This is a genomic window from Streptomyces sp. NPDC057616 (assembly GCF_042800575.1).
Classification (GTDB): Bacteria; Actinomycetota; Actinomycetes; order Streptomycetales; family Streptomycetaceae; genus Streptomyces.
In genome coordinates this window covers 134,612-142,499 of record NZ_JBHVGU010000018.1, presented here as the reverse complement: position 1 = coordinate 142,499, position 7,888 = coordinate 134,612, and the positions used below count along the sequence as shown (strand labels likewise).

Here is a 7,888-nt window from a genome sequence, read left to right as displayed (position 1 = left end):
CAGCGAGTTCCCCGTCGAGATCAGCCTCAGCCCGTTGGAGACCGCCGACGGTCTGCTGGTCTCCGCCGCGGTCCGGGACGTCAGCGAACGCAAGGCGGCTGACGAAAGGTTTCGGGCGCTCTTGGAGGCGGCCCCGGACGCCATGGTGATCGTGGACGACACCGGCACGATCAGACTCGTCAACGCCCAGACGGAGACACTCTTCGGCTACGGGCGCGACGAACTCCTTGGTCACCCGGTCGAGTTGCTCGTGCCTGAACGTTTCCAGGCTCACCACACCCGTCACCGGGACGGCTACGCCGTCAACCAGCAGGTGCGCCCCATGGGTGCGGGGCTGGAGCTGCACGGGCTGCGCAAGGACGGCAGCGAGTTCCCCGTCGAGATCAGCCTCAGCCCGTTGGAGACCGCCGACGGTCTGCTGGTCTCCGCCGCGGTCCGGGACGTCAGCGAACGCAAGGCCGCCGAGACCCGCATCAACGAGCTCGCCGGCCTGGTCGAGTCGTCCCAGGACGCGATCCTCGCCAAGACTCTCGACGGCCGCATCACGTACTGGAACGCCGCCGCTCAACGGCTGTACGGCTACTCGGCCGAGGAAGCCATCGGACAGCACGTGTCCATGTTGGCGCCCCCCGAGTGCAAGGGCGAGATCACCGAGCTGCTGAAACGTTTGCGGCACGGCGAGAAGATCGAGCACTTCGAAACGCTCCGGCTCACCAGCACCGGCGCGACGATCGACGTCGACGTCACACTCTGGCCGACACGGGACACGGCCGGCAAGGTCATCGGCGCGTGCGCCATCGTCCGCGACATCAGCGACCGCAAGCGCGCCGAGGCCGAACTCACCACTCTCTACGAGCAGCAGAAGCACATCGCCCTCACCCTCCAGCGCAGTCTCATGGGCACCCCGCCGGCGATCCCGGGCCTCGCCGCGGCCAGCCGCTACAGGCCGGCCACGCAGGGCGCCGGCGTGGGCGGCGACTGGTTCGACCTCATTCCCCTCGGCGCCGGCCGAGTCGGCGTCCTGATCGGTGACGTCATGGGCCGGGGCCTGGAAGCCGCGGCGGTCATGGGGCAGCTGCGCTCCGCCGCACACGCCCTGGCCAAGACCGGTCTGCAGCCCCGGCAGCTGATGCAGGCCCTGGACGCGGTCGTCGCAGACCTCGAGGTCCCCGACCAGCTCGTCACCTGCTGCTACCTGGTCATCGCCCCGGACACGGGATCTGTGATCGCCTGCTCCGCCGGTCATTTGCCGACCCTGATCGCCGACCCGGGCGGTGTCCGAAGGCTGCCCACGCCCATCAACGCGCCCCTGGGCGTGGGCGACATCTTCTACCAGCAGTCCAGCGCCGTCATCCCGCCCGGCGCCACGCTCGTCCTGTACACCGACGGTCTCGTCGAGACTCCGGGCGGCGACATCGAGACCCAGATCGACAAGCTCACCACCGCCCTCGATGACGCCTTCACCGACGCGCACGGCCTGGAGAGCGCCGCCGACGAGGTACTTGCCGCCTTGCTGGCCGGCAGGGACGGCCACGACGACGACGTCACGCTGCTGCTCGCGCGGATCCCCGCGGCCCCGCTGGACACCGTCAGCGCGGAACTGCCGGCCACCGCGTCCGCGGTGGCCACCGGCCGCACGTTCGTCGTCGACACACTCCACACCTGGGGCAACGCCCACAAGGCCGACGATGCGCGGCTGCTGGTCTCCGAGGTACTGACCAACGCCGTCCAGCACGCCGCAGGCCCCCTCGTGCTCCACATGCGCCGTACCGTCAACAGCCTCGTCATCGAGATCAGTGACCTCAGCCCCCACCTGCCGCATCCGCGCCCGGCGGCCGAGGACGACGAATCCGGACGCGGCCTCCTCCTGGTCGACAGCCTGGCCAGCAGCTGGGGCGTTCGCCCTGAGGAACGAGGGAAGACGACCTGGTTCGTGCTACAGCTTTGAGGTCCGTCTTCGGGGTGACCTGCCTACGTCGCACGCACTCTCAGACGCGGCCGGTCACCGTCACGGTGACTCGTGGCGCGGGCCGTTCGGGCACGAGGCAGGGTGATCCGCACGCCGGTGTACCGGTCCCGGTCGGCGTGCCCCCACCACCGTGGCGACCTGCTCGACCAGCGTCGTGTGCGCGGTGTTCGTGGGCTGGGAGGTCATGAGGTACGGCCCTCCTGCTCGTCCTCGGCCGAGACCGGCACGACGTCGGTGATACGGAGGTCCACGACCGCCACGACCATGCCCAGTTCACGGTCCGCGGCCTCCCACCCCCGTTCACGCACCCGGAGGGCGACGCCCGGCAGGGAAGATCCGGCCGGGAAGATCCGGCCAGGGCGTGGATGTCCAAACGGACCCCGACGGCCGCGTCGGCACCGGCCCACAGCAGACGGCAGGAGGCGGCCCGCACTCCGGAGCCCGCCGTGGCGACCGCGGGCGGACTGTCGGCGCTTGCCGGCCTTTGGATGATCGTGCTCGCTCTCACTCCCGTCCACCGCCGCCGGCACACGGTGCACGTCCCGGCGCCCAGGATCGACACGGTGATCGACCGTTCGGCGGTGGCGAGCCTGGTCCGTGACGCGGTGGCGGGCGTGGACGGTGTCACGGCGGTGCGGGTGCGGGTGCGGATGCGGGGCCGTGGGGTCGTGGGGTCGCGGTCCGAGCCGCTCTCGCCCTCGGTGACCGGGCAGCGGCGCGCACCGCCGTGACGGCCGCCGCACGCGACACCCTCGCCAATTGTCGGCTGGGCCGCAGCCCCCGACTACGCGTCACGGCCTCCCCGGGACCGCCGTGGCGGCCGGTTCCGGAGCCACGCCCGACGGTGGGGGAGCAGGGCGGGAGGAGAGCGGATGCGCGACAGCAAGCGATGTCGCTGTCCCGGCGGCCGGGAGCCCGCCACCTGACCGAGCACCTCTTGGACCGGGGCGAAGTGGCGCGGTTGCGCGGCGAGGGCTGGGTCGACGTGAACCCGGCCACCGCGGTCCGCGTTGCGCGGGCTACGACACGCCGTACTCCCTGGGCGGCGGGCGGCGGGCGGCGGGCGGCGGGCGGCGGGACCGGGTCCGGCGGCCTTGCCGTAGTCGGCGCTCTGGGGGCGTTGTCAGTGGTGGCAGGCAGGATGGTGGGCATGACGACACCCGTTGCGCAGATCGTGGATGCCGCCGCCTACGCACAGGCGGTCGAGGACGCGGTCAAGGCCGCGGCCGCCTACTACGAGGGCGGCGACTCCTCACTGGATGACGACGCCTACGACCGGCTGGTGCGGGGCATCGCCGAGTGGGAGGCCGCGCATCCCGGCCAGGTGCTGCCCGACTCGCCGACCGGGAAGGTCGCCGGCGGGGCGGTGGAGGGCGATGTGCCGCACACGGTGGCGATGCTGAGCCTGGACAACGTGTTCTCGCCCGAGGAGTTCACCGGCTGGGCGGCCTCGCTGGCCCGCCGGATCGGCCGTGAGGCGGCCCGCTTCAGCGTCGAGCCGAAGCTCGACGGTCTCGCCGTCGCCGCCCGCTACACCCAGGGCCGGCTGACCCGGCTGATCACCCGCGGCGACGGCATCGCCGGGGAGGACGTCTCGCACGCGATCGGCACCCTTGAGGGTCTGCCTGCGCAGCTCGCCGAGCCGGTCACGGTCGAGGTGCGCGGCGAAGTCCTCATGACGACCGCCCAGTTCGAGCACGCCAACGAGGTGCGCACCCAGCACGGTGGACAGCCGTTCGCCAACCCCCGCGGCGCGTCCGCCGGCACCCTTCGCGCCAAGGACCGCGCCTACACGGTGCCGATGACCTTCTTCGGCTACGGACTGCTGCCGCTGGCGGACGCCGAACCGGCACTCGCCCAAGAACTGGGCGAGCTCGCGCACAGCGACCTCATGGCTCTGGCCGTACGTCTCGGCGTGCACACCACCGCCGACACCCCGGTCCCCGGGACCGTCGCCGCGAGCGTGGAGGAGGTGCTGGACCGGGTGCGCGAAATCGCCGCGCTGCGCGCCGAGTTGCCGTTCGGCATCGACGGCATCGTCATCAAGGCCGACCTGGCCGCCGACCAGCAGGCCGCCGGATCCGGGTCCCGCGCGCCCCGCTGGGCGATCGCCTACAAACTCCCGGCCGTGGAGAAGATCACCCGCCTCGTGGGGGTGGAGTGGAACGTCGGCCGCACCGGCATCATCGCCCCCCGCGGAGTACTCGAACCGGTGGAGATCGACGGCGCCACCATCACCTACGCCACCCTACACAACCCGGCCGACATCACCCGCCGCGACCTGCGCCTGGGCGATCACGTCATGGTCCACCGCGCCGGCGACGTCATTCCCCGCATCGAAGCCCCCGTCGCCCACCTGCGGACCGGCGAGGAGCAGCAGATCGTCTTCCCGGACGTGTGTCCACGCTGCGGATCGGCCATCGACAGCAGCCAGGAACGCTGGAGGTGCGAACAGGGCCGCAACTGTCACCTGGTCGCCTCCCTGTCCTACGCAGCGGGCCGCGACCAGCTCGACATCGAAGGCCTGGGCGCCACTCGGATCGTCCAACTCGTCGACGCGGGCCTCGTGACCGATCTCGCCGACCTGTTCACTCTCACCCGCGAGCAGCTCCTCGAGCTGGAGCGGATGGGCGAGACCAGCACCGACAACCTCCTTTCCGCCATCAACACCGCCAAGGGCAGGCCGCTGTCGCGGGTGCTGTGCGCGCTCGGGGTCCGCGGCACGGGCCGTTCCATGTCCCGACGCATCGCCCGGTACTTCGCCACCATGGACAACATCCGTGCCGCCGACGCGGACGCCCTGCAGCAGGTGGAAGGCATCGGGGGAGAGAAGGCGCCCTCGATCGTCGCCGAACTCGCCGAACTCGCCCCGCTCATCGACAAACTGGCCGCAGCCGGGGTCAACATGACGGAGCCCGGCGCCACCCCGCCCACGTCGCTCCCGTCGGACACCGATACCGACACCGATACCGACGGCGGACAGAGCGCGGTGGCCGCGGACACGGATACTGATGCGCCGGGCGGGCCGCTGACCGGCATGACGGTCGTGGTGACCGGCGCGATGACCGGGCCGCTGGAGAAGCTCAGCCGCAACCAGATGAACGAACTCATCGAACGCGCAGGCGGCCGCTCCTCCTCGAGCGTCTCCAAGAAGACCACCTTGGTCGTCGCCGGCGACGGCGCCGGCTCCAAACGCGCCAAGGCCGAAACCCTCGGCATCCGCCTGGCCACACCGGACGAATTCGCCGCCCTGGTCGCCGATTTCGTCGAGTGACCTGAGTGACCTGACCGACATGACGACCTGATTGACCTGCCTGCCTCAACTGGCAGTTCGCCGGCACAGCGCGCGCTGCGGGCCCGGCTGTGGGACCGTGGTCGTGGCCCGCCGCTCTCCCCCGTAGCGGCGGGCCGCACTCTGTTCAGTGGAATGTCGTGCCACGACGCCGACCTCGACGCGATACGTGAGCCCGGTCCCGCACGCGCTACGACCGAACGTCCACCGACAGGTACGAGGACAGGGCGCGCAGGAAGTCCGGCGCGTCGAAGACTTCACCGGCGGAGAGGACACCGACCGCGTTGGTCCGGCCCGTGAGGATACGGTCGACCGCTTCCACCGCGAGCGGCGCCGTGACGGCGTAGATGTCCTGGCCGGCGGCCGACGCCCGCCGTTCGGTGCCGCCGGATCGCACGACGACGTCCACGAGGAAGGTCTGCGCTGACCGCCCGTGTTCGTCTACCGCGGCAGGGGCCGGCGTGTCCGGGTCCGCCAGGCCGCCGGCGGCTTCGGTACTCATGTAAGAACGCACCTCGGGAACGGCCAGGTGGCTGGGGATGGTGACGACGTCGGCCATGGTGAACCCACCGATGACGGTGCGCGGGCCCAGAGGGTCGGGGAAGGACCACTTGACGGTGGACAGATCGTCGTTGTGGTAGTCCAGCCGCCCGTTTGTGAAGCGGACGCGGCGGCCCTCGCGCCGCTCCGCGGAGACCCTGCCCGCGGCACGCGTCCCTTCCGTCGGGTGCCAGCTGCTCAGCCCGTAGGCGACATGGACCTCGTCGGCCTCGGTCCAGTCTCCCATCGCCGTAGTGGCCAGCAGGTCTCCAAGGCCGCCGTAGAAGGCCATCGCAGGGACGATCACCGCGCCGGCGTCGCGGGCCCGGTCCCCGAAGAGCTTGAAGGTGTCGGCGTTGGCCTCGATCTCGGCCGCCACATCCACGTAGGGGATTCCGGCGCGCATGGACGCCTCGATCAACGGAGCCGCCGTCGTGGCGAAGGGGCCGGCGCAGTTGATGACGGCAGCGGCCCCGTCCAGCGCACGGTCCAGTGAGGCCGGGTCGTCGACGGCCGCCGGGCGCACGTCGAGTCCGGGACGCTCTTGTGCCAGCACCTGCAGCTTGCGGGGATCGCGCCCGGACAGGACCGGTACGAACCCTCGCTCCCGCAGATGCGTCACCACGAATCGGCCGGTGTGCCCATACGCCCCGTACACCGTTACCGTCTGCTGCGCCGCCATCACTGCTCCCGTGGTGTGCTGATCGAACCGAACGACCGGGACCATCGTTGCCGGTTGAGCCATGGAGCGTGAGCGTCTGAAACGACACGCCCCGTACACTTTCGGACGTGCCCACTGTCGCATTGGCCGTCACGGACGGCATGCTGCACTTCGAACTGGCCCTGGCCCACGAGGTCTTCGGTACTGCCCCGGACGCGGTGGACGTCCCGTGGTACGAGCTTTCCGTCTGTGGGCCCCGGAGCGTGCCGTTCGGCCGATTCCGCCTGGAGCCCGACCATGGTCTCGACCGGCTGAGGAGCGCCGACACCGTGATCGTCCCGGGCTGGGCCGACATCGACGTGGACCCGCCCGCGGCCCTGATCGACGCAGTGCGCGCGGCCCATCGCGCGGGTGCCCGTATCGCTTCGCTGTGCACCGGTGCGTTCGTGCTGGCCGCGGCGGGTCTGCTGAACGGCAGGCGCGCCACCACCCACTGGGCGCACACCGACGCGCTGGCCGCCCGCTACCCCGAGGTCGAGGTCGACCCGGACGTTCTCTATGTGGACGAGACCAGCGTTCTCACCTCCGCGGGCAAGGCCGCCGCGCTGGACCTGTGCCTGCACCTCGTCCGCCTCGACCACGGTTCGTCGGTCGCCAACACCGTGGCCCGTCGCCTGGTCGTGCCACCCCATCGATCCGGCGGCCAGGCCCAGTTCGTCTCCGCTCCGGTTCCCGCGCGCGACGATCACCCGCTCACCGCCCTGTTTCCCTGGATCATCGAACGGCTCGACCAGCCGTTGACGGTGGAGGACCTGGCCCGTCAGGTCAGCATGAGCTCCCGCCATCTGGCGCGTCATTTCCGGGCGGCGACCGGCTCCAGCCCCTTGCAGTGGCTGCACGCCCAGCGGATCCGCCACGCCCAGGAACTGCTGGAGACGACCGACGACAGCATCGACACCGTCGCGGTCGCCACCGGCATGGGCACCGCCACGACCCTGCGCCGCCATTTCAACCGAAGCCTCGGGGTGCCTCCGGACACCTACCGCCGCACCTTTCGCGCACGCACGCGCGACGTTCCGGACGGGACGGCCGGCGGTTCCCTCAGCGCTACGTCGTAGGCACCGGGTCGTCCCGGCCCAGCTACGCCAGCCTTGAGCACTTCCAGGTTCGGACTCCCGTCGGCCCGGCCGGAGCGCCCGGCAACCGACCCCCCGCCGTCCCCTGGGCGGCCACCGTATCGGCGGGCCTCGCGGTCCAGGCTGCGGCGGGCGTCTCACGGGATGAACTGCACCGCGTCGTCGACCGTGCGCTCCTCGCCTTTCCGAGCAAAAGGTCTCGTACCGCCTGCTCCCGCAAAACGACGGCCGGAATCCACGGAGAAGCTCGGGCAGCGGTAGCCGTCCGCGGTCGCCACCGTTGAGTAGCC

Annotated in this window: 6 protein-coding genes; 4 read left to right on the top strand and 2 right to left on the bottom strand. The window is 71.1% G+C overall.

Going from position 1 to position 7,888, the window contains the following annotated elements; translation table 11 throughout:
* Positions 1 to 34 precede the first annotated feature (34 nt).
* Complete coding sequence (locus ACFU97_RS23515; protein ID WP_384259796.1) at positions 35 to 1,948, top strand: PAS domain S-box protein; 1,914 nt, start codon at positions 35 to 37, stop codon at positions 1,946 to 1,948.
* Between the two features lie 203 nt (positions 1,949 to 2,151).
* On the opposite strand, the gene ACFU97_RS23510 is transcribed toward ACFU97_RS23515, so the two are convergent.
* A complete protein-coding gene (locus tag ACFU97_RS23510; RefSeq protein WP_384259649.1) occupies positions 2,152 to 2,277 on the bottom strand; it encodes a hypothetical protein in 126 nt (41 codons plus the stop codon).
* A 57-nt stretch (positions 2,278 to 2,334) separates the two neighbouring features.
* Between ACFU97_RS23510 and ACFU97_RS23505 the strand changes: the two genes are divergently transcribed.
* On the top strand, positions 2,335 to 2,700 hold the full coding sequence (locus ACFU97_RS23505; protein ID WP_384259646.1) for a DUF6286 domain-containing protein: 366 nt from the start codon (positions 2,335 to 2,337) through the stop codon (positions 2,698 to 2,700).
* A 419-nt stretch (positions 2,701 to 3,119) separates the two neighbouring features.
* Complete coding sequence (gene ligA, locus ACFU97_RS23500; protein ID WP_384259644.1) at positions 3,120 to 5,243, top strand: NAD-dependent DNA ligase LigA; 2,124 nt, start codon at positions 3,120 to 3,122, stop codon at positions 5,241 to 5,243.
* A gap of 208 nt (positions 5,244 to 5,451) precedes the next feature.
* Here the strand turns inward: ligA and ACFU97_RS23495 are convergent, their stop codons facing one another.
* On the bottom strand, positions 5,452 to 6,483 hold the full coding sequence (locus ACFU97_RS23495; protein WP_384259641.1) for a saccharopine dehydrogenase family protein: 1,032 nt from the start codon (positions 6,481 to 6,483) through the stop codon (positions 5,452 to 5,454).
* 107 nt (positions 6,484 to 6,590) lie between these two features.
* On the opposite strand from ACFU97_RS23495, the gene ACFU97_RS23490 reads away from it, so the two are divergent.
* Positions 6,591 to 7,580, top strand: a complete 990-nt coding sequence (locus ACFU97_RS23490; protein ID WP_384259639.1) for a helix-turn-helix domain-containing protein — start codon at positions 6,591 to 6,593, stop codon at positions 7,578 to 7,580.
* Positions 7,581 to 7,888: the final 308 nt, after the last annotated feature.